This window comes from Levilactobacillus andaensis (assembly GCF_016861695.1).
Lineage (GTDB): Bacteria > Bacillota > Bacilli > Lactobacillales > Lactobacillaceae > Levilactobacillus > Levilactobacillus andaensis.
This window is the reverse complement of sequence record NZ_BOLP01000007.1, coordinates 36,195-58,086: the sequence shown is the minus strand read 5'-3', so window position 1 is coordinate 58,086 and position 21,892 is coordinate 36,195. Positions and strand designations below refer to the sequence as shown.

Annotated in this window: 18 protein-coding genes; 10 read left to right on the top strand and 8 right to left on the bottom strand. The window is 48.8% G+C overall.

All coding sequences use genetic code 11. The features are described from left to right. The first annotated feature begins 184 nt into the window (after positions 1-184). Positions 185-1,516: a C1 family peptidase gene (locus JUF10_RS07080; protein ID WP_203641525.1), complete on the top strand. Its 1,332-nt coding sequence runs from the start codon at positions 185-187 to the stop codon at positions 1,514-1,516. A gap of 51 nt (positions 1,517-1,567) precedes the next feature. On the opposite strand, the gene JUF10_RS07075 is transcribed toward JUF10_RS07080, so the two are convergent. Beyond that, the gene (locus tag JUF10_RS07075) at positions 1,568-1,726 is read right to left on the bottom strand and encodes a hypothetical protein (protein WP_203641524.1); all 159 of its coding nucleotides are present in this window, start codon (positions 1,724-1,726) and stop codon (positions 1,568-1,570) included. Positions 1,727-2,063: 337 nt separating this feature from the next. Between JUF10_RS07075 and JUF10_RS07070 the strand changes: the two genes are divergently transcribed. After that, positions 2,064-2,702, top strand: coding sequence for an HAD family hydrolase (locus JUF10_RS07070; RefSeq protein ID WP_203641523.1), 639 nt, complete (start codon positions 2,064-2,066; stop codon positions 2,700-2,702). 498 nt (positions 2,703-3,200) lie between these two features. Here JUF10_RS07070 and JUF10_RS07065 read toward each other — a convergent pair whose 3' ends face one another. The 3 genes from JUF10_RS07065 to JUF10_RS07055 all read right to left on the bottom strand — a co-directional run bounded on the left by JUF10_RS07065 (position 3,201) and on the right by JUF10_RS07055 (position 4,328). Further along, the gene (locus JUF10_RS07065; protein ID WP_203641522.1) at positions 3,201-3,500 is read right to left on the bottom strand and encodes a transposase; all 300 of its coding nucleotides are present in this window, start codon (positions 3,498-3,500) and stop codon (positions 3,201-3,203) included. Positions 3,501-3,566: 66 nt separating this feature from the next. Then, positions 3,567-3,734, bottom strand: coding sequence for a hypothetical protein (locus JUF10_RS07060; RefSeq protein ID WP_203641521.1), 168 nt, complete (start codon positions 3,732-3,734; stop codon positions 3,567-3,569). Between the two features lie 54 nt (positions 3,735-3,788). Beyond that, positions 3,789-4,328 carry a hypothetical protein gene (locus tag JUF10_RS07055; protein WP_203641520.1) on the bottom strand — a complete coding sequence of 180 codons (540 nt, stop codon included), beginning with the start codon at positions 4,326-4,328 and terminating at the stop codon, positions 3,789-3,791. A gap of 259 nt (positions 4,329-4,587) precedes the next feature. Between JUF10_RS07055 and JUF10_RS07050 the strand changes: the two genes are divergently transcribed. After that, positions 4,588-5,406 (top strand): DNA/RNA non-specific endonuclease, encoded by an 819-nt coding sequence (locus tag JUF10_RS07050; RefSeq protein ID WP_203641519.1) that lies wholly within the window; start codon positions 4,588-4,590, stop codon positions 5,404-5,406. A 105-nt stretch (positions 5,407-5,511) separates the two neighbouring features. Here JUF10_RS07050 and JUF10_RS07045 read toward each other — a convergent pair whose 3' ends face one another. Then, positions 5,512-5,667: a hypothetical protein gene (locus JUF10_RS07045; protein ID WP_203641518.1), complete on the bottom strand. Its 156-nt coding sequence runs from the start codon at positions 5,665-5,667 to the stop codon at positions 5,512-5,514. Positions 5,668-5,783: 116 nt separating this feature from the next. Between JUF10_RS07045 and cls the strand changes: the two genes are divergently transcribed. The 6 genes from cls (at position 5,784) to JUF10_RS07015 (ending at position 17,638) form a co-directional block, all read left to right on the top strand. Further along, positions 5,784-7,241, top strand: coding sequence for a cardiolipin synthase (cls, locus tag JUF10_RS07040; RefSeq protein WP_373301298.1), 1,458 nt, complete (start codon positions 5,784-5,786; stop codon positions 7,239-7,241). 189 nt (positions 7,242-7,430) lie between these two features. Continuing rightward, positions 7,431-8,336 carry a helix-turn-helix domain-containing protein gene (locus JUF10_RS07035; protein ID WP_203641517.1) on the top strand — a complete coding sequence of 302 codons (906 nt, stop codon included), beginning with the start codon at positions 7,431-7,433 and terminating at the stop codon, positions 8,334-8,336. A gap of 460 nt (positions 8,337-8,796) precedes the next feature. Beyond that, the gene (locus tag JUF10_RS07030; protein ID WP_203641516.1) at positions 8,797-10,275 is read left to right on the top strand and encodes an MFS transporter; all 1,479 of its coding nucleotides are present in this window, start codon (positions 8,797-8,799) and stop codon (positions 10,273-10,275) included. Between the two features lie 48 nt (positions 10,276-10,323). Continuing rightward, positions 10,324-11,946 carry a glycoside hydrolase family 43 protein gene (locus JUF10_RS07025; protein WP_203641515.1) on the top strand — a complete coding sequence of 541 codons (1,623 nt, stop codon included), beginning with the start codon at positions 10,324-10,326 and terminating at the stop codon, positions 11,944-11,946. 446 nt (positions 11,947-12,392) lie between these two features. Continuing rightward, the gene (locus JUF10_RS07020; RefSeq protein ID WP_203641514.1) at positions 12,393-14,222 is read left to right on the top strand and encodes a DUF2207 domain-containing protein; all 1,830 of its coding nucleotides are present in this window, start codon (positions 12,393-12,395) and stop codon (positions 14,220-14,222) included. 335 nt (positions 14,223-14,557) lie between these two features. Next, positions 14,558-17,638, top strand: coding sequence for a YfhO family protein (locus JUF10_RS07015; RefSeq protein ID WP_203641513.1), 3,081 nt, complete (start codon positions 14,558-14,560; stop codon positions 17,636-17,638). Between the two features lie 37 nt (positions 17,639-17,675). On the opposite strand, the gene JUF10_RS07010 is transcribed toward JUF10_RS07015, so the two are convergent. Further along, positions 17,676-17,933, bottom strand: coding sequence for a hypothetical protein (locus JUF10_RS07010; RefSeq protein ID WP_203641512.1), 258 nt, complete (start codon positions 17,931-17,933; stop codon positions 17,676-17,678). A gap of 223 nt (positions 17,934-18,156) precedes the next feature. Here JUF10_RS07010 and JUF10_RS07005 point away from each other — a divergent pair, with 223 nt between their 5' ends. Beyond that, entirely contained in the window at positions 18,157-19,077 is a 921-nt protein-coding gene (locus tag JUF10_RS07005; RefSeq protein ID WP_203641511.1) for a prenyltransferase, read from the top strand. 257 nt (positions 19,078-19,334) lie between these two features. Here JUF10_RS07005 and JUF10_RS07000 read toward each other — a convergent pair whose 3' ends face one another. Further along, positions 19,335-20,645, bottom strand: a complete 1,311-nt coding sequence (locus JUF10_RS07000; protein WP_203641510.1) for an NCS2 family permease — start codon at positions 20,643-20,645, stop codon at positions 19,335-19,337. A 275-nt stretch (positions 20,646-20,920) separates the two neighbouring features. Then, positions 20,921-21,841, bottom strand: a complete 921-nt coding sequence (locus JUF10_RS06995; RefSeq protein WP_236008181.1) for a helix-turn-helix domain-containing protein — start codon at positions 21,839-21,841, stop codon at positions 20,921-20,923. Positions 21,842-21,892: the final 51 nt, after the last annotated feature.

The window sequence follows — 21,892 nt, the reverse complement described above, 5'->3', positions numbered from 1 at the left end:
AAGCAAATGACCCAAGTTCGGGGTCATTCACTTAGCCACGTTAATGCTCGCCAGCTAACCGCCTTTAGTCACACTCTTTAAAATAAATTGCCATTCCCCTTTAAAAGCGCTAAAATGAATTCAACTTTGATTATGAGATTTTCATGAGTCTTCTCATGGAAATCCAGGAGAGAGGAGTCATTTTATGCCAGAAACCAAGACTGAACATGAATTAACCGCCGCTGAGACCGCGGATTTACGTGCTGATTTACAAAAACAACCCGCCCACGACGTTGTCGCCCGGGCCGTGATTAAAAACGGGGTCCTCAACGCTGCTGAAGACCCACAGGCGGCGGTTCGTTTGAACCGGACCTTCTCCGTTGAACTCGATACGGGTAAGGTCTCCAACCAGAAACATTCTGGTCGTTGCTGGCTCTTCTCCACGTTAAACGTTGTGCGGCACCAATTCGCAGCGAAATACAACGTGAAGGATTTCGAACTTTCTCAGAGTTATTTGTTCTTCTGGGATAAGGTCGAACGTGCCAATATTTTCTATGAACGCGTTTTAGCAACGGCAACGAAGCCGTTAGACGACCGGGAAGTTTCCGCCTACTTGAGCTATCCCGATGGCGACGGTGGTCAATGGGCCATGGGTGCGGCGTTGATTCAAAAGTACGGGGTCGTTCCAGTGAGTGCGATGCCAGAATCTTTTAACACCAATGACACGACTGGCTTTGGTGCCGCATTGAACCTGAAGCTACGCAAGGACGCCTTGGCTCTGCGGCAATTGGTCGCCGATGGTGCCAGTGATGCCGATATTGCGGCCGAACGCGCGGCGGATATGAAGGAAGTTTACCGGATGGCGGCCTACTCATTTGGCGAGCCGCCAACCACGTTTGACCTGGAATATAAGGACGACGACAAGGGCTATCATTTAGATGCCGGCCTGACACCAAAGGGCTTCTTCGATAAGTACTTTGATGTCGACCTCGATGATTACGTCGTGTTGAGTAATTCACCCGAAAAGCCATTTGATAAGTTATACAGTTTGCCAAGTCAGGACAACATTGTCGGCGGCAAGCACATTACCTTCTTGAACGAACCGATGGACGTGCTGAAAACGGCTGCCATTGCGCAATTACAGGCCGGGGATGCCGTTTGGTTTGGCAATGATGTCTTGCAACAGATGAGTCGCGAACGGGGCTTCCTCGACAGCAACCTGTTCAAGACGGCCGACCTGTTTGGTGTCGACCTGAGCTTGACGAAGGCCCAACGTCTGGCCACCGGTGAAGCCGAGGTCTCTCACGCCATGACGTTGACCGGGGTCGACTTGGTCAAGGGCGACCCTACCCGCTGGAAAGTTGAAAACAGTTGGGGCGAAAAGAATGGCGAGAAGGGCTACTTTGTGATGACCGACGACTGGATGAATGATTTTGTCTACGAAGTCGTCGTTCGCAAGGAATTCCTGACAGCGGACCAGCAAGCGCTGTTGAACACGACGCCACAAGCATTACCAGCTTGGGATTCATTAGCTTAATTGAGTTGAAAAAGGACCTGCAGCAGGTGATGTCGCAGGTCCTTTGTGTGTTTATTGATGGAAGATAACGCTCAGGATAAAGAGGCCGAGCACACTGACCACGGCCGCTGCCAGAGCCCCTAACAGGATGCTCCAGATGAAAAATAGGTGGCGGTGGGCCAGACTGACGGTCCAGTAGTCGGCTAAGAAAAAGAAGTCCAAGCCATACAAACTGAAGCTAGTCCGGATTGGTTGAGGGCCATTAGCAGGATACTAACGACGAGGACGCCTAGCATTATCCAACACAGGTGCTGGTGCGTTTTTCCCGTCGCTTGTGCACCAAGCTCCGCCGTGTACTTATCTCCCCATTGTTTCACGTGAAACACCCCACTTCAGTTTCAACATACTATAAGTTGCTGGTCGTTTCAAAAAGGCTGATTAGTTGGAGAAGAGAACCACTAAACGGACGTGCTGGATTGGCTGACCTTTCAAAAGATGCTGGTCAGATGGGGGTGCAGGCGCGTAAAATGGGGAAGATAAAGGTGACTAATCCTAATGAGGTGATTTAATGCGTAATTTCTTGTTCGATTTTGATAGTACCTTAGCTGACACCCGTAATGTGGCGGTTGCGTCGACCCAAGCGGCGTATAAACTCCAGGGCTTGACCGTACCATCACGAGCGGCCGTGGTGAGCTACATGGGCGTCCCAATTGAAGTTTCCTTTGCTAAGATGGCCGATCGACCAATGAGCGAGGCTGAGTTACAGGACTTGTATACGGTCTTCCGTGAACAGTACCATTTAGCCGAAACGAACGGAATTACGCTCTTCGCCGGGATGGGCGAGGCACTGACCGAACTGAAAGCCAAGAGTGACCATATCTTTGTGGTCTCCAGCAAGCATTCGGTGCCATTGCAACGGAATCTGGAGCAGATTGGGCTGGGCGACACGTTTGAGGCCATCAGTGGCTCGGACTCGGTGGCCCACTACAAGCCGGCACCGGACGGCATCTTGAACCTGCTAGACCGGTTTGATTTGGTAGCTGCAGACAGTGTGATGATCGGTGATGCCATTTACGATATGCAAATGGGGAAGAATGCCGGTGTGGCAACGGCCGCAGCCATGTGGGGCGCCGCTGATCCGGTGGCGGTTAAGGCGGAACAGCCGACTTATATTTTACAGTCACCATTGGATTTGTTAACGATTTAAATTGAATGCGGGAAGCGGTCGCAAAGGATCGCTTCTTTTTTTGAGAAATAGTTGGATTTATTGAGGAAAAGAGGTAGCGAACGCATACGATAAGATTTATGCATATGATTAGAAATACAATAGCAAACGTTTTCTGAAGCCAAACCTAATTGTGAAATTACGATATATATACTGTAAATGATTAGAAAAAAGTAATCCAACCCCCTAATGGACCTTGAAAATACGCTTTTTGACCAACCGATTAGCTAATTCTAATCAGTCGCATCATTATCACATGAATATTCTTCACAATTTCTTCACATTTACCAGTTAGGATAGCCGTATACCAAAAACCTATTAACCAACCTTTCTTCATTTTATTAACCAAGTAAAATGAAAGCCATTTGCCCTAACCAAGTAAGTGGTCCGACCGTCCTCTAACCAGGGACGGTTTTTTTGTGGATAGAAATAAAAAGGGGACCGCGGCAAGTGTGTCGCAGTCCTCTAAATGTTAGCTGTTTAATGATGAATACCGTGATGGTGCGGGCCAGCTAGTAACGTGGGCTTGCCATTTCGACGGCCGGGAAGTGGATGTTCCAGCACGAGCTGTTTCGTTCGTTCCCGTTCAATTTGGAGTTGTTTCTTTAACTGACGATTCTTCCAAAAGCCATGAATCATAACCGTTGCGGGGATTATTTCAAGTGAGACGAGGGCTGGCAACAACCAGGGGTTGTCACCGACTAGGTTGGTAAATTTTTCGCGTTGTTCCTTGAATACTTCGGGTTCGTCATCCAGCATGAACTTATGTGTACACATCATCAATCACGCTCCTTTGGCCCTATCATAACCCAAAGTGGTAGCGCTGTCAGCTGGTTCACTCGCTTCTTATTTATGATGAAAGAAGCTGACGATGTGGAGGATGGCTAAAATGGCGGCGACCCCCAGGACAATCGTCTCTAACATCACGAAACCACTGAGATGGCGGAGCTGTTGATAGACCAGCACGCCGCCAACGATTAGGATTCCCAGCAGCCAGGGGATGAATTTTTGCATAGTTTACCTCCAATAGAAAAACGGCACCCGCAGGCACCGCTTTCCGTTGTGTTTTTAGTTGGCAACTTTGACCAGCACGGCCTTGGTAACGTCTTGATCGACGTCGCGAGCAATGTGGTAGCCAGCGACCTTCAATTTCGAGGCATTGTTCTTACCGGTCAGGGTGTCCTTGACGGTGAACTTCTGCGTCATTGGGATGTCGGATAACTTCCCCTTGAAGTTGATGATGGTGTTGTCACCTTTGGTCTTAAATGTCGTGTTCAGCGTGCCGACCTTGTTAAGGGCGTTGGCCTTGTCAGCAGCACTGTAGGATTTGTAGAACTTGTCGACGTTATAGACGGTGACCTTACCGTCGGAATTGAAACGGTAGGCTTCCAGTCCAGAATTACTCTTAGAATTAACGGCACCAGCCACGTACCAAAGCTGCGTGGACTTGGTCAATGTGGACTTCACATCGGCCTTCTTCGTGGTCTTGTTTTTAAAACTAGCTTGTTGGTTACTCCCCGACTTGCTACTCTTACTGCAGCCGGCTAAACCGATGGCAAAGACTGCCAGTAGGCTCAGAGCGACGGCAACGATACGGGATTTCTTCATGTCTAAATCACCTCATCAAAAATGATAACAGTTTTGTGGTCAACACACAAACCGCCTGCTTCCTCTAACTGTAGTATAGCATGGTTGCGGGGCCGAAAAGGGGGTTGGTGGGTTAAAAAAGCGTTAAGTTCCGGTAACAACAATATTGATTATTAATTATTAATAATAAAATATTGTAATTAATAACGCAAAAGTAGAGACGAACGTATGTTTTTCTGGTAGACTATGACGAGAGAGATTTTTGAGGGAGAGGGATTTTATGAACAAGCGTCGTCGCCGTCGTGGACGGAACCAGATTTCTATTTATGGGGCGTTACTTCTATTAGTAGTCGGAATTATTGGCGGGTTGAGCAGTCAGGGAAATCCCACCGCCAAAAAGGTCACGGAGACCGCTTCGAGTTTGGTCGGTCAGGTGGCTGGAAGCGAGTCGTCATCTAATACGACGTCCGCGCCGAAACAGTCGGTCGCGACCAAGGCTTTGGCCGAACAAAAATATACGGGGACCCAGATTGTTGCTGTTAACCACAACAAGCCAACCTTTACGACGGCCGAATTGTCGACCAAACGGGGAGCCTGGGCAACCTACGCCAATTTGGACAGTTTAAACCGGGTCACGACCGCCAATGCCTTGTTGAGCAAGAGCACGATGCCAACGGCTAAACGGGAACCGTTATACGTCAACCCGACTGGCTGGAAAAACAAGCCCTACACGGTCAATGGCAAGCGGGGCTACCTGTACAATCGGAGCCATTTGATTGGCTACCAGTTGACAGGCCAAAATAACAATCTAAAGAACTTGATGACCGGGACGCGGTCGTTAAACGATCCAGGCATGACCGCCTATGAGAATCCGGTGGCCAGTTATTTGAAGAGCCATCCAAGCGATTACGTGCGTTACCAAGTTCAGCCAGTCTTTCGTGGCAACGAGCTCGTTGCCCGGGGCGTTCATATGCAGGCCAAGTCGGTCGGGAGTGCTGGCATTTCCTATAACGTCTATATTTTTAATATTCAAGCTGGTATTAAGATCAATTACAGCACCGGAGCCAGTCAACTGGGTAACCCAGCGGCTAGTTTTTAGGGTGAATTAAAATCCGGACCATCGCAAATGACTGATGGTTCGGATTTTTTTACTAATTTTGTAACGGTCAAGCAAGCGAGATTCAGCGTACGTGGCCGGGAAGAGCTAACGCCGGTTCATGTAACGGTAGATGGCGTAGAGCACGACGCCGGCTAAGATGATGATGCCGACCGCGGGGCTGTCGCGAAAAATCCAGTGGAAGACGCGAATGGGACTAGTCCCATGTAGGCCGCCAATCAATGAGATAAAATCCGGATGCATAGCATGGACCTCCTATCGAAAAATTACTATTTCTGACGAAAAGTTTAAAGAAAAGTAAAGACATTTGAATGATTTAGCGTATCATGAAATCACAGAGAATAGAGGAGGGTTTACACGTGAATGTGAATTACATGCTCATCCTAGAAATCATTGTGGTGGTCAACTCGGCATTAGCCTTCGTGACGGTTTTCCGGGAGAAACGCGATATCGCGGCGACGTGGGCGTGGATGCTGGTGCTGGTACTCTTACCAATCGTTGGGTTTATTGCCTACGCCTTCATCGGCCGAAAGTTGCCGAAGGGCCGGATGTTTCGTTTGCAACGTCAAGTCGCGGTTCAACTCGATGAGCGCTTATCGCAGCAACGCGAAGAGATTGGGACGCAGATCATGCCAGCCGATCAGATCAGTCACTCGGTCATCAACATGGTCAATATGTTTATGGAAACGGACCACGCTTTCCTCGCCCGGAAAAACCGGGTCCGGATTATTACGGACGGTCATGACCTGTTTCACTTAATGATGGAAGACATTGAACGGGCTCACTCCAGTATTCATATTGAATTCTACACCTTTTATAACGACCAGATAGGAAATGACATCTTGGATCTGCTGGTAAAAAAGGCGCGAACGGGTGTCGAAGTGCGAGTCATCTATGATCCATGGGGATCCATGGGAACGTGGAAAAAGTTCTTCAAACCGTTGATGGATGTCGGCGGCCACGTGGAACCCTTCCTGGGGACGCGTTCGGCGATCATTGACTTTCGACTGAACTTCCGTGATCACAGAAAGATTGTGACGATTGACGGTCAGATTGGCTACGTTGGTGGCTTTAACATCGGGGATCAATACCTGGGCCGTAAGGAAAAATTCGGTTACTGGCGTGACACCCATTTACGGATCGTGGGGTCCGGGGTCTTTTCGTTGCAGGCCCGGTTCATGCTGGACTGGAATGCCACCGATCGTGATCATCCATTTAAGGATGACCAGATCGAGCATCGCTACTTCCCGTTGACCAAGGTTAAAGGGGAAACCAGCCTGCAGATTGTGTCGAGTGGGCCGGATTCTGACCTACAGCAGATTAAGATGGGATACATGCGTCTGATTCAGACCGCCGAAAAGCGTTTGTGGATTCAGACCCCCTATCTGATTCCAGACGATAGTGTTTTGGACTCCCTGCGGATCGCAGCCATGGCGGGAATCGACGTGCGAATCATGATTCCAGACAAGCCGGATCACGCTTTCGTTTACCGGGCGACGCAGTACTATGCGCGGCAGTTGGCGGACGATGGGGTTAAGATTTACTTCTATCATAATGGTTTCATCCATGCCAAGACGATGGTCGTGGATGGTAAGATTGCCTCCGTGGGTTCGGCCAACATGGATTACCGGAGCTTCAAACTTAACTTCGAAATCAACGCATTCATTTACGATTCAGAGATTGCCACACAGCTCGAGGAAATCTACGAAGCTGACATGCGGCACAGCGAATTGATCACGCCAGAGAAGTTTAAAAAGCAATCGACTTATTTGAAATTCAAGCAAACAGCATCACGTTTGTTATCACCGATATTGTAACGGGTAGGGCCTTCTGTGCGAGTGTGCAGAGGGCTTTTTTTAGCGATATCTCGTGATTGTGACGAAAAAAAGTGCAAGTTGGTTGCGATAGGCAACTAACACCGTTATAATAAGGCCAACGGAGTAGTAAACCGTTTTCATTTTAAAGTGGGTGTTGTATCGAATTCTAATTCGGGGAGGTCTTGTACTATGAAACCATTTGTTCCGATACCGGTCGTAGATTCAAGCCTGTACTTATTTGGTGGGCACCGTCGGACCGTTCCGGGGGGCTGGCAGTTCTTCGAGCAAAAGCATCAAGCCTTTGAGCTGATGTGTCTGGTCGATGGCCGGCAAACGACCGAAATAAAAGGCGTTGGCACGTATGACTATGGGGCCGGGGACGCAATGATTATTTCACCGGGAACGTTGCATACGAATAAGAACTCCAGTGATGAAGAAACGATGACGTACATCTGTTTTCACTTTAACATTGAGAGCCTGGAGTTGAAGTCGGAACTGTTAGGTAACGTGGTGAATGCTGTGATTCCTGCCGAAGAACCGATTGCACAGGCGGCAGTCAAAGCGGCAGAAGAAATTGTGGCTTGTAGTGCAGATAATGAATTGACCAAGGAACAAGCTAGCTTGAAAATTCAGCGGGCTTTTTTGGACTTTCTACTGGCGTTAACTGAGAATCTTTCGAGCTATGCGCAACAAAAAGGGACTAAGTATAGTGAAAGCGAAGCTAAGACTAGTCGACTGATTGCAACGTTGATCAAGAAGAACGTTGAACAGAAAGAGATTCCGTTATTTTCATTTGAGGATATCTGTCAAAAGGTTGGAATTAGTAGTGGTTATGGTCACCGAACGTTTAAAAAGGTCTATGGCGTGACGCCGTTACACTACATTGAAAGTCAAAAATACAATAAGGCAAAGCGCCTTTTGGGTTCCCCAGAATATTCGATTGAGGATATTTCATATTTGATGGGGGCTAGCAGCACATCGAACTTTACAAAACAGTTTAAAAAGTGGGCGGGTATCACGCCGAGTCGTTATCAACGACAAATGAAGCAAAAACGTCGTGTACGGACGCTCAAAGAGAGTGGTTATTTTGAATAGTGTCAATTTGACATGGTAGTGAGTAGACTGCCATGCTTTTTTATTCACAAAAAGTCGCATTTCGAGCGCGTTTATAATATTTTACCCACCCTGAAGTTGGGTTTAAATTGTGAGAGTAGTTCAAAGATGACTGAAAGCCGGAATGACTGTCAACAGTAGGATGCACAAATTTTGCCGTCAAGCTTAGTGGCGAATTAACAAACATTTTGACTATTTTTGGTTAGAAAAGGATAATTTCGCCTTATAAACGTTGATTTGGCGGTGCATCTCTTCACCTTCTAGGTCAGAAATTAACTAAAAACAGTCATGAAAGAAGATAGCCAAGCTTTCTGAAAGCGATTACAATTCGGGGTGTAGTTAGCTAACTTAACAAAACGGACGTTGCTTGATCAGCACGTCGCAATCACTTCTCGTTTTAGAACTTCCACATAAATTTTTCATTCGAAAGGGGTTCTCACATATGGCCGAAAATACAGAGGCTGCCCCGAAAGCAAACACAGCAAATGATGAATTTGCGAAGCTTTCCTGGCGTGAGCGTATTAGTTATGGTGCCGGAGATTTAGCGCAAAACTTAATCTTTGGTACAGTTGGCTCCATGCTCTTATTCTACTTAACCACCGTTTATGGTATTTCCGCAGCGGTTGGTGCCACAATCTTCTTAATCGTCCGTTGGGTCAACGTTTTCTGGGATCCATGGGTTGGTGCCTTCGTCGATAAGCACGGGTTCAAGTCTGGTAAATACCGGCCTTACTTGATTTATGGTGGGATTCCACTGACAATCATGGCCGCATTACTCTTCTTGCCAATTGATGCTGTTCGAGGCAATGTCTTCTACGCCTTTATCGCTTACTTAGCTACCGCATTGATCTACTCATTCGTTAATATTCCTTATGGGGCTTTGAATGCTTCCTTAACACGGGATAACGATGAAATTTCAACGTTAACGACGGTCCGGATGACGGAAGCTAACATTGGTAACTTACTGGTTTACACCTTCTTGCCATTATTTGTTCAAATGGCTTCACCAAATCCACAATCTAAGGACATTGGTTTCTTCGGTATCCACATGAACTTAGGGGATTACACGTCTCCTAAGGCCGGAAAAGCTTACTTCTTGGTTATGGCCATCTACATGATTATTGGATTCATCATGTTAATGTGCACTTACTTTGGGATTAAGGAACGGGTTTTGCCTACGCAAAAGGAATCCGATTCCGTTAAGTACTCTGACTTGTGGATTGAATTTAAGCAAAACAAGCCATTACAAGTTCTTGGTTTCTTCTTCCTGATTGGCTTTACCTTCATGTTCTTCGGGAACACTGTATGGCCATTCTACATGCAATACAACATTGGTCACTCCGAATGGATGGCTTCAATCAACTTGATTGGGTCAATTCCTGGGATCTTCTTGGTCTTCTTATGGCCTATCATCCGTAAAAAGATTGGGAAACGTCAATTCTTCTATGCTTTCTTAACGCTCTTCATTATTGGGACCTTAGTTATCTGGGCATGGTCCATGCCTGCCTTTAAAGACAGCACTGCCCTTGGTTACACTGGTCGTTTCTTACAACAATGGGGGATTACTGCTGCTACTGGTTACATGTGGTCATTGGTTCCAGAAGTTGTTTCTTACGGCGAATACAAGTCCAAGAAGCGGGTTGCCGGGATCATCAACGCCATCATGGGTCTGTTCTTCAAGATTGGGTTGGCTCTTGGTGGGATTATCCCTGGTTACATCAACGCCTTCTTCAAGTTTGATGGGACTAAGACGACGCAAAGCGCTGCTGCCTTAAGTGGTATCCAGTGGTCAATGATCTGGTTACCTATCATCATGGCCTTAGTTGCGATGTGGGTTATGAGTCGTTACACCTTAACTGACGAAGATGTTAAGAAGATGAACGAAGAACTCGAAGCAGATCGTCGTGCAGCACAAGACTAATCACGGTTAAAAAAATTTGTTGAACACACACGAAAGGAAGATTCTCTCATGAAGATTCAAAATCCAGTTTTACCTGGTTTTAACGCTGATCCTAGCATGATTCGGGTGGGCGACACGTACTACATCGCCAATTCAACGTTTGAATGGTTCCCTGGCGTTCGGCTTCACGAATCAAAGGATATGGTTCACTGGAACCTCTTGCCATCACCACTGTCAACGACCACGCTCTTAGATATGAAGGGTAACCCTGCTTCTGGTGGGATTTGGGCACCAGACCTGAGCTATGCTGACGGCAAATTCTGGTTGATCTACACCGATGTTAAGATTACCGACGGTCCATTTAAGGACATGACGAACTACTTGACGACGGCTACCGATATCCACGGCCCATGGACTGACCCAATCAAGGTTAACGGGGTCGGCTTCGATGCTTCCCTGTTCCATGACAAGAACGGTCGTAAGTACCTGGTTCAACAGACCTGGGATCACCGTGAATACCACCACCCATTCGATGGGATTACGTTGACTGAATTCGATACGGACACTATGAAACTGAAGCCAGAAACCGCACGGAACATTTACAACGGTGATGATGTTAAATTGGTTGAAGGTCCACATCTGTATCAAATCAACGGGTACTATTACCTGTTCGCCGCTGAAGGTGGGACTGTCTTTACCCACCAAGAAGTCGTTGCCCGTTCCAAGACGCTCGACGAATTGTCATTCGAAAGCGAACCAGACGGCCCATTCATCACCAACTTAGACACGCCAGACTTCTACTTACAAAAGCAAGGTCATGGTGCTTTGACTGACACGCCAGGTGGCGAATGGTACTACGCCTCACTTGTTTCTCGTCCATGGAATCATGCTAACGAATCTAGCCACGACCCTCGCGGCTGGAGCACCCTTGGCCGTGAAACTTCCATTCAGAAGGTTGAATGGGATGACGAAGGCTGGCCACGGGTTGTTGGCGGTCATGGTGGCCAAGTTGAAGTTGAAGCACCAAAGGACGCCATTTTGACTGACGCACCTAAGGATCACTCACAACATGACGAATTCGACAAGCCAGAACTCGACATGAACTGGAACACGTTACGGCAACCATTTACCAAGAAATTGGGGACAGTTGGCAACGGCGAGTTGAAGTTAGTGGGTCAACAATCCTTATCCAGCACGTTCGACGTTTCCTTTGTCGCACGGCGTTGGCAAGCATTCAACTTTGATGCTGAAACTAAAGTTAAGTTCGATCCATTCAGTTACCAACAAATGGCTGGACTGGCTAACTTCTACAACGACAAGCACTATTCCTGGATCTTCATCACCAACGATGAAAAGAAGGGCCGTGTGATTGAAGTTGCTCAAAACGATAACAATAACTACACGTCATTCTTAAAGGATAACGCCATTCAGATTCCAGAAGGTACGGAATACGTTTGGTTCAAGGTTAAGGCACGTAAGGAATCTTACACTTACCAGTACTCCTTTGATGGCAAGACTTGGGAAACTGTCCCAGTAGAACTGGATGCAGCCATCTTGTCCGATGACTACGTTCTTCAAACATCCGGTGGCTTCTTCACTGGCGCCTTCGTTGGCCTTGCAGCGGTCGACTACGCCGGTTACGAACAAGTTGCAACGTTTGACCACTTCGACTACCAAGAATTACCAGATTAAGTAGTGAAATTGTCGATTAGCTAGCGTTTAACTATCGTGTGCAAAATGATTGGCACACCCCACCGCCGGGTGTATGATGGTGGCGCTAAAGGTGATTGGCCCAGCAGCGTGGCCGGATTGAGGCCGGAAATCTCCGGTCGGTCAGCTGCACCGACGCTAACGGCAGACTAGTATGTATGTGTGAGGACCTCCAGAGATGGGGGTCCTTTTGGTTTGGTCAAATTTTTGGTTGGCACACGGGTTTGAGTGAAAAAATGAATCGGTTGTCTGGCGACACTTTCTGGGGGTAGTCTCTATACTAGAGAAGCCACCAGGCAAAAGCAATCGAAAGCTTCGACAATCGTTTCACCCCATCATTAGTCAGTTAGCGCCGTCAACTTCATCTTGGGCCGGGCTTCGCGCTGTGATACACTGAATGTAAATTACGGGGAAGTAGGGGATTCGGAATGAAGCATAGAGGGATGTTATTAGGTCTTCTAAGCCTACTGACGCTGATGATGACCGTCGCGCTTAGCCAGCCCGTAGTGGCCGCTGCGGACTATACGATCGATCCGTATCAGGTGCACGTCACAGTGCTAAAGAATGGGGATGCCAACGTCACGCAGACCATGACTTACAGGTTTGACGATGACTATCATGGCGTTTATAACAATCAGGACCTGCGCGGCATCAAGGGTGGCAAATTGACCAGCGTGGCAACGGCCTTTAACGGCGGAAAATTGACCACGGCACGGCAGTCGACTGCCCACACGGACAATACGTATCAAGTCAATTATGCCGGGCAGAATGCGAAGGTAAAGCTCTATCACGGTGCAAGTGATGGGGACAAGCTGAAGGTCGTTTACCACTACCATTTACAAGGGGTCATCACCAATTATCGGGACACGGCCGAATTAAATTGGCGGGTGATTGGGTCTAACTGGGACGTTGATTTGGAGAACGTCAAGGTGGTCATCCAATTGCCGGCAACACAGGTGAAGCAGCTTCAGGCATGGACCCACGGCTCTTTGTCCGGCTATACAAAAGTCGATAAGACGCAGGGCCGCGTGACGATGACTCTCGCTGAGAACCCGTCCGGATCGTTTGTTGAAAGTCACCTGTTATTTCCAACCAGTGTGACGGCGGCAAATCCAAACGTCAAAGATGAAAAACGTAAGGCGGCTGTCCAAAAGCAAGAGGCTAATCTAGCGGAACAGGCCAATGCTGAGCGGAAACAGAAGAAACAGCGAGCTTATGGCGGCTTCCTCGCGTTTGTCGGCGTTATTGTTATCTTGGGCTTAGGTTTCTGGTGGTGGCTGTGGCGGCATCCAGCCAATCGTTACCCGCATCCTATCCCGGCCAATCACTTCTTTGATGTGCCCAGCGTGCCACCGGCATTGGCGGAATCGCTGGTCGATTTTAAATCGCCCAATACCGATGCCCTGTCTGGTGAAATCCTCCTGGCCGTCAGTAATCATGAAATTGCGATGGAACCGGTCAAGGACGGGCGTCATCAGACGTTGAAGTTGACCAAGCTCGTGCCGACCGTTTCCAACTACTTCCTCCAAAAATGCTTTATGAAGGTCGCCAAGGATGATAGCTTTACCCTGCTTGACCTGAAGAAGTACGGGAAGCGGGACAAGAAGGGCCGATTGAGCAAATGGTTCCATACGTGGCAGGGGCAGGTCGATGAACTAGCTGAACCGTATCAGGATGCGGATAATGTAAAATTGCGGCAACGAACGATGCTCGGAACCGTGGGACTGACGGCACTGACCAGTATTGCGATTGGGGTCGGGTGGACGTTGAATCGGACAGTGAGCGTAGCCACGACCATCGTGGGTCTACTGGCAATGGTTGCGTTGTGGGTCTACACGGTACGATTTTACCAACATGCCGACCGCAACAACGAAGCTGGCCTGATTCAAGTCAATGAAGTCGGTGGTTTCCGGCGAATGCTCAAGGATATCGGTCACTTCAACACGGCCGAAGTAGGGGACCTGATTCTTTGGGAACAGATCCTGCCTTACGCCGCGGCGTTTGGTCTGGCCCAAAAGGTCGCCAATAAGCTGGCGGTCGACTTCAGTGCGGATGCATTGAACGATAGTTTTGTGGTCTTCTACCCAATTTTCTATTCAACCGACTTTAGTGGATCGATTGGCAGCGCACTTAATGACAGCATCTCCAGCGCCATTCAAACGTCCACGGCAGCCAGTTCCAGTTCTGGTAGTTCCGGTGGATTCTCCGGCGGCAGTTCTGGCGGTTTTGGTGGCGGATCGGGTGGAGGCGCATTTTAGAGAAAAGAGTGTTAACCAGGGCGGTTAGCCAGCGAGCATTAACGTCACTAGGTTAGGAATCCTGGGCTTGGATTCGTAGCCTAGTGGGGTTAAGCGGAGCAGGCTGCCCTGGATAACACGTTTCAGCAACGTTGCCCATAAAAAGTAAACGAAGCGAGGGTCGCCAATCACGACGACCCTCGCTTTTAATGTCCACAAAAACAACTATGTTTCACGTGGAACATTATTTTTACGTATAGTCTGGCTAGAATCATTGACACAACCCTTGTCGCCCGGTAAATTGAGTAACAGATGGTCTCAAGACCAATTGCGCGTCACTAATGGGGGAAATAATCATGGAAATCGCACACCGCCGCTGGCCGTTATGGATGTTATATACCCTAGCCTTTGCGGTGATCGCAGCGTTGAGCTTTGGCGTGTTTGGCCTGGCGAATCGAACGCTGATTTGGAATATGGATGGGGTCACGCAACACTATCCGGTGATGTTGGAGCTGCATCGGTTACTGGCTAAGTCCGGTCTGGCTGGGGTCACGGGCTGGTCGTGGACATTTGGCTTGGGGGCCGACAAGTTGACCACACTTGCCTACTACGTGTTGGGGGACCCGTTTGCCTACGTCCTCGCGCTGTTCCCAGTCCGGATGATGGAGACTGGGTATGGCGTCTTTATCGTTCTGCGGCTGTACGCGACGGGACTGGCGTTTTTGGCGTTGGCGCACCGCTATGCTTTTCGTCCGGGAAGCCAGCTACTGGGCGCCGTGACGTACGCTTTTACCGGCTATTCGCTGATGATTGGCGTGCATCACCCGTTCTTCTTGCTACCGATGATTTGGTTTCCCTTATTATTAGTAGGAATTGACCGAATCTTGCGCGGCCACGGGTGGCAACTGCTGGGCTGGGTGACCGGTCTGGCGATTCTGAGTAACTTTTACTTTGCTTACATATTAGGATTAGGCAGTCTGATTTACGCGGCGATTCGGTTCTGGAGCCTGCAGCAACAAGGTCGATTGGCGATTAAATGGCCCGTTGCGCTACGCCGATTCCTGCTGGCGGCGGTCAGCGGTATCTTGGTATCCGGTGTCCTACTGCTGCCATCGTTACTGATGATGTTGAAGTCAACGCGGGTCGGCACCATTTTCGCCAATGGCCTGTGGTTGTATCCGGGCAGCTATTATTTAAAATTAGCGAATGCCGTGCTGACGACCGGGAGCGAACCCACTTACTGGGCCGTCTTTGGCATGAGCGGCGTCACGTTCTTCGGTTGCGTTTACGTGCTACGACATTGGCGGGAAAATCGGCCGTTGGCAGCGACACTAATGCTGATGGCAGTTGGGTTGTTGTTCCCGGCGGTCGCGGCGTTTTTCAACGTGTTGTCGACGCCATCTAACCGGTGGTTGTTGCTGGCAGCGGTGCCATTTGGCCTGGCCACGATGGTATTGGGTGACCATTTAAAAGGGTTAACTAAGCGCGACCGCTACTGGTTAGCGGGTAGTGCCATTGGCCTCTTGTTGGTCGTTTACGCCTGCAATGGGTTTATTTTCAGCAATCCGGAGCGTGATTTGGTCACGTACGGCGTGTTCTTAGCAACGACGGTGGTGATTCTCGGTAGCGCCCAGTGGACGGTCCGTACGACGTTAACGCTTCTTAGTGTGGTCGTGGGCGCCAACCTGGTTAACAACGCGTGGGGATATTACGATCCGAATATGGGGTCGCAAGCCACCGATCAGCTGCGCCAAGGTGACGCGACACGCTACATTCAAGACTACTTTGACGGCGCGCAAACGGCGGTCCAACACCAGGCGACCTTTTCACGAGTCAATACGGCCTACAATTTTAACCTCCTGCGAACGGTCGGCAACAACATGACCATGAGTCACGGCTTGAACGGCATCATGTCTTACTTTTCGGTGCAAAATGGTTACGTGGGCCAGTTTAATCGGGACCTGCAAAACGCACAGGTAGCGATGAATGCGCCGCTAGGTCAAGCTGACAACCGCACCGCAATGGACAATCTGTTGGGAGTTAAAACAATTTTTGCGCGTGAAGATCAGGTCACTAATCACGCGGCCCTACCGTATGGTTATCGTGCCGGGAAACGGGTGTATCCGGAAGAACCAGTCTACGGGTTGTCCAATGGCACGGGGACGCAGGTGTTGACGACGACGCTGAACTTTCCGTTGGTCTATACGCAACCAACGGCGATGTCGCGGGCAACTTGGCGGCAGTTGGGTGCCGTTGACCGCGAGCGGAGCCTGACTCAAATGGCCGTCACCACGACACCAACTGATGTTAAGCGGGCGAGCTACCAGTCGCCGAAACGCACGGTGCCTTACACGGTAACGGCCGATACGATTCCGGTGGTCGACAGCACCAATAAAGTCATCCAGTATCGGCTGCAACAGGTAGTGACCGGGCAACAAAAGGGGCTGTCGCAGAAGCAAGTGGAAAATTACGGCAGTACGGTCAAGGCGCCTAAGCTGACGGTCGATAAGAATGGTCTGATCAGTGACCAAGATGTTCGGCAGTATGGCCCAATGGTGGCGTTAGACCGCAATAAGGCCGCATTACAACGGGTGCTCGCGACGAACCAACGAATCGTGAAGCAGACGACGCGGGCCAATCAGCAGGGGTTACGTCAGCTGACGAGCGATGCATTGGGCAATCCCATTAGCTATACATTGACGCTGAAACGGCCACGACAGGCGCAGGGAACGGAATTGTATTTGAAACTTGATGGCATTAAGGCTCAGCGACTGACAACACAGGATAAACAGACGGCGCAGGCCAATAATAGTGTGCTGGGGGGCACGCCGCTGTCGTCACTGACGAAGCTGAACACGTGGCGGTCGGCGGTGCTGAACCCGGATTTGGGCGATTACTGGCTGACGGTCAAGACGCGTAACCAGACCAAGACGTTCTCCCAATTTGGAGTCGATAACTTGTCTGATTACGAACCGAAGTCGAGTGCGCTGCTGAACCTGGGTTATTCGGCACAGGAACGCGATACGGTCAGTGTGACGTTTAACGCGACGCACCAAATTAGTTTTAAGTCGGCCAAACTGATTGCGATGCCATTTAATAAAGCCTACGATCGGCAGGTTCATGCGGTCCAAAGTCGCGGCCTGCAACGAGCACGCGTGAGCGATAATCGGGTGACGGGGACGTTGACGACGACACAACCGAGCGTGTTGACCACGTCTATTCCGTATTCAACGGGGTGGCGGCTAAAGGTCGATGGCCGAGCGGTTAAGACGCAAGTGGTAAACGATGGCTTTGTAGGCGCTAAATTAGTGACCGGAAAGCATCGAATCCAACTGACGTATCAGACCCCGGGACTCCTAGTGGGAAGCTGGTTAACTGGTTTTGGTGTGCTTGGCCTGCTGGGAAGTGCAGGCTTGGCACGCTGGCGAAAGCATTGATTTATTTGAAGGCAAGCAAAAAGGGTTGCGACGGTGGTCACAGCCCTTTATTGTGTCGATTTTTCTGTTTGAAATGGTTGTAGCCGCCCATCAAAATAACGTCACCAATAAAGTAGAGGGCACAGCCGCTAAGGGTAAACCAGAGATAGTTGAGAAAAAAGTAGTGTCCCGTGGTGAAAAGATCTATACTCCCCTTGACGATAAAGGAGACAATTACGCAGACAGCGAAAAATAGCTGCGTTGACTCGAAGGAACTTTTGAGTTGTTCTCGGAAACGATTATCATTTTTTCGCATGTTGAGCGGACTCCTTTGAAAGAATAGGTGTTGCTGATTCGTGGCACTTGCTGAATAATTCTATGATAGCAGTAGAGTAGGACAAATAAAGCGCTAAAATGATTACATCTAGAACCAATTCGGTTACGTAAGAATGAGAAAATTTCAAGGTCGTTAAAGCCATTCGTTATGGGGAAGTTTGCTACACTAGACCTGCACAAAACAATTTTGGGGAGAGATCATGATGGAACAACAACGTTGGCTGACATGGCCGGTCTTTTATGAATTGACGGAAATCTATACGGCGCCGCTGAACGTGATGTGGTTTGTCTTGGGCGCCGCCATCGCCCAGTACTATGCGGGTACGGTGAACTGGTTGAATGTGGGACTGTGTTTATTGGTCGTCTTTATTTTTGATTTGGCGGTCAATGTGGCGGATAACTACTATGATTACCAGCACGCCCACGACCGTGAAGGGTACGCCTTGCAAACGAATCCGGTTGGCCGACTATCCTTGCCAGTCGGTGGGGTGGCTGGTTTAGCGTGGGGGTTGTACGCATTAGCTGCCATTCCGGGCATTATTTTAGTCTTACGGACGGGCTGGCCAGTGGCAGTCTTTGGCGCAATCGGTTATGCGATCGGTATCTTCTATACGGCTGGGCCACGGCCAATTAACGCAACGCCGTTCTCGGCAGCAATTGTGGCCTTAGCGATTGCTTTTCTGATTCAGTTGACCTGCGTCTACGTGTCGATTTACGGTCAGCGGCCGCTAACATGGGAAATCGTTGGGACGACCTTCTTGTTGTGTTTGCCGCTAACGCTGATTTTCTTCACGTTACAGATGGCCAATGATACGGCTGACCGCGAGGAAGACATTGCTAATCACCGCTATACGCTGGCGTATTACTTGGGCCAAGCTGGGTCGGTCAAATTGATTCAAGCGTTCCTGATGATTGGGAGTTGCTGGCCACTGGTTAATGTGGTTCTGGGCATAGCGCCGTCATGGACGGCATTGTCAGTAATCTTGTTGCCAATCATGTGGCGGGGTATGCGGCCGTTCTTCGCGGTTCAGGACAAACAAAAGACGTTTATGACAACGGTGAAGAGTGCATCACTATTCTTCATTGCTTATCCACTGTTGTTTGCCTTAGGAACCTGGTTATAACCCGGGTTAAGTTGAATTGAAATTAAAAAAGGAGCAGCGAGTCGTTGAGATAACGGTTCGCTGCTCCTTTTGGGATGTCTGATATCCTCGCAAAGAACGATGGGAGATGAATTAACCCGGGTTATAAAGGAAGGAGATTACCGCGGTGGCATGGTTGCTGACTAAGGTGTTTGGTTGGCGCTATCATCGCATGGATAATAAAAAAACTCCTCACGCCATCAATAACGATGTGGTGAGGAGTTTTTTTGTTTAAAAGATTAAGCGGCATTCAAGATCCACAGGAAGAGGATGAAGACGACGGCTAAACCGTACATCATCGGCCCAACTTCCTTGCCACGTTTGGCAGCCAACATGGTCAGCGGGTAGGTGATGAAGCCTAAAGCAATCCCATCGGAAATACTGTAGGTCAGGGGCATGCCAACGACAATCAAGAAGGCTGGTGCGGCGACTTCGAATTTTTCCCAGTGAATGTTCTTGAGAGATTGGGCCATCAAGACACCCACGATGATCAGTGCGGGTGCAGTGACTTGGTTGGTCACAACGGCGAGCAATGGGGAGAAGAAAGCGCCAAAGATAAACAAGATACCGGTCACAATGGCGGTAAAGCCAGTCCGACCACCCACGGCGATACCAGCTGAGGATTCAACGAAGGCACCCATTGGTGAGGTCCCAAGTAAGGAACCTACGACCATTGTGCTGGAGTCGGCCATTAAGGCTTTACCGATTCGTGGCAGCTTGTTGTTTTTGACCAAACCGGCTTGTTCGGCCAACCCAACCAAGGTACCGGTCGTATCAAAGAAGGTGACCAATAGGAAGGTTAAAACGACGACTGCCAATTGTAGGGTGTTGATGTCACCAACATGGGTTAAACCAACCATAAACGTTGAACTAATACTAGGAACGGCTGAGATGATATGTGCGGGCATTGGAATCAAACCGGTGATCAAGCCCAAAATAGAGTTGGCGACCATCCCGATAAAGATGGCCCCGGGAATCCGGGCACTCATTAGGATAATGGTCACAAGTAGGCCAAAGATGGTCAGCCACGTGCTCCCAACCTGCAAGGATCCTAGGCTAACGATGGTAGATTTGTCGGCGGTGACTAAGCCACCTTGACTCAGACCAATAAAGGCAATAAACAAACCAATCCCGGCGCTGATCGCCATTTTGAGATCTCGTGGAATCGCATCAACGACCATTTCCCGTAGCTTGAAAGCCGTTAAAATCATGAAGAGAATCGAAGCGACAAAGACACCGGCCAGTGCGGTCTGCCAAGGAACCTTCATGCCGATAACGACGGAATAGGCGAAGAAGGCGTTGATTCCGAGACTCGCAGAGATGGCGATGGGGTAGTTGGCCAGGATACCCATTAGGAAACAACCGAAGGCCGATGCAAATGCTGTAGCGGTGAAGACGGCTCCCTGGCTAATGCCAGAAGCACCCAATACTTGGGGGTTCACGAACAGAATGTATGCCATGGAGACGAACGTGGTCAGCCCGGCTAAAATCTCCGTTTTATAGGTCGTTCCTAGTTCTTCAAAATGAAAATAGTTCGCAATTTTTTGCATTGTGTGCGCTCCTCAACCATTATTTATTAAAACACGAACATTTACCGACATAGTTCGTGTTTATTCGTTAAAACAATACTTATAGAGCTTAACATGTTTGAAAAATGAATTCAATCACGAAATACAAATAAAATTATAAAAATAAAGTTCGCGATTTACTAATAAATGGCTAAACCGGGAAGATTACGCGAAAGTAATCGCTTTCGTCGTTAATAAAAAAGCCGAGATAATTCTCGACTTTAAAAAGCTAGTGCGACATAACGTGTTTATTCGGTTTAGTCCACAGGCGGTTGCTGGTTATCCCGATCCTCGGGGAGGGGAATTGTGGGATCGACTTCGACATTGTTCAAATAAGTTTTGGCATAGGCATCACGGTACGTGGTTGGTGTCAGTGAAGAAACTTGTTTGAAGACGCGTAAAAAGTATTTTTCGTTTTCAAAGCTAAGTTCGTAGGCAATCTCTTTGACCGATAAGTCCGTTGTTAATAGGAGTTCCTCGGCCTGCTTGATTTTCGTTAAATTTATGAAGTGAATCGTGGTCATTTTTTCGTACTCGCGAAAGAGCTTCGTCAAATAGACCGGGGTCATCTTGAATTCGGTGGCCACCCGTTCGACTGTTAATTTTTCGTGACTGTGGATACGAATCCAGTTCTTGATCATTTCGAACCGTGACGTGTAGCCCTGCTCTTGGTTGATTGCCGTCATGAATTGGTGAGAGAGCTCAATCAGAATGCTTGAGATAAAGAAGTTGGTTGCGAGTGGCGCGGCAGTCTCGTCGTTATCGCTATCTAACATTTGCCGAATTAGTAGAGTTAGCCGACCAAAGTTTTTGACGTTGAACTGTTGGGGCAAATTCACGGCCGCCGGGTTAGTAGGATGATGAATTTCATCGGTCACGTAGCTGGTCGTGACGGGGCTGCTGGGAAAAAAGTGCATCCAGTAATAGACCGTGTCAGCGGGTGAGCCTTGAAAGCCGATATGCCGGATGTGCGGTGGAATTAGGAGACAATCGTGGTCATTTAGCGTGTATTGGGTATGACCAATCTGAATATAAGCTGCGCCCTTAAGCATGATAAAGAGCTCATAATCGCCATCATTGATGATGTTTTTATGCCGCCACCCCGCCTCAGCGAAGTACTGACCGGCCTTAAAAAAGTGAACGGGTTCCACTAATGAAAATTTGTACACCTTATTCATCTTTAAGTGCACCTCCAGTTTTGATTTGTATACCCTTGTTGTCATTTTATT